The following is an 886-nucleotide window of genomic DNA, read 5'->3' as shown; positions in this document are numbered from 1 at the left end:
GCGCGGCGCGAGTCCACCCCGCACCGCGCCCCGCTGCCGGAGGCGCCCGCCGCCAGCGCGACGCCCGGCGCGCGGCCGCGGCCGCAGGCGCTCTCGCTGCTCGACATCGCCGTCTGAAGGGAAGCCGCACCATGACGACCACCGCCGCAACGACAGCCGCGACCACCGCCACGGCCGCCACCAGCAGCCAGTCGACCGCCGGGAAGTCCACCGGCATCGGCGGCGACTTCAACACCTTCCTCACGCTGCTGACGACGCAGCTGAAGAACCAGGACCCCACCAAGGCCATGGACACGGAAACCATGACCCAGCAGCTGGTGCAGTTCGCCTCGGTCGAGCAGCAGATCAGCATGAACGGCAACCTGGAGAAGCTGATCAACCTGCAGCAGGCGTCGCAACTGACCGCCGCGGCGCCGCTGATGGGGAAGATGGTGGAGGTGGACAGCGACAGGCTGACCGTGCAGGGCGGCGTCGGGTCCCTGCACCTGCCGGCGGCCGGCACCGCGACGCGCGCGACGGTGACCATCCTCGACAATGCCGGCCGCACCCTGCGGACGCAGGAGGTGAGGCTGGGCAGCGCGGCGCAGACCTGGAACTGGGACGGCAAGGACGCGGCCGGACGGCAGCTTCCGGACGGCGCCTATCGCTTCGCGGTGGCCGGGCGGGACGAGAGCGGCGCGAAGCAGACGGTCGCCGCCACGGTGCTCGGCCGCGCCACCGCGGCGGAGCGGCAGAATGGCGACCTGCGGCTGGCGCTCGGCGGCCTGTCGGTCGGCTTCGACTCGGTCCGCCGGCTGGACGGGCAATAGGCCGGGCTGGCGGCGGCGCGCGGCCCGGGCCGGCCCTGGGCGCCACGGGTCGGGCTCCGGCGGGGCCGGCACGCCGC

Annotated in this window: 1 protein-coding gene; it reads left to right on the top strand. The window is 74.5% G+C overall.

Annotated elements, in window-relative coordinates:
• Nucleotides 1-131: 131 nt before the first annotated feature.
• Nucleotides 132-809 (top strand): flagellar hook assembly protein FlgD, encoded by a 678-nt coding sequence (locus tag E2C05_RS32150; RefSeq protein ID WP_133223641.1) that lies wholly within the window; start codon nucleotides 132-134, stop codon nucleotides 807-809.
• The last annotated feature ends 77 nt before the right edge of the window (nucleotides 810-886 follow it).

This window comes from Paracraurococcus ruber (assembly GCF_004353985.1).
GTDB lineage: Bacteria > Pseudomonadota > Alphaproteobacteria > Acetobacterales > Acetobacteraceae > Paracraurococcus > Paracraurococcus ruber.
Note: the sequence above shows the minus strand (reverse complement) of the source record. Positions and strands in the feature narration are given on the sequence as shown.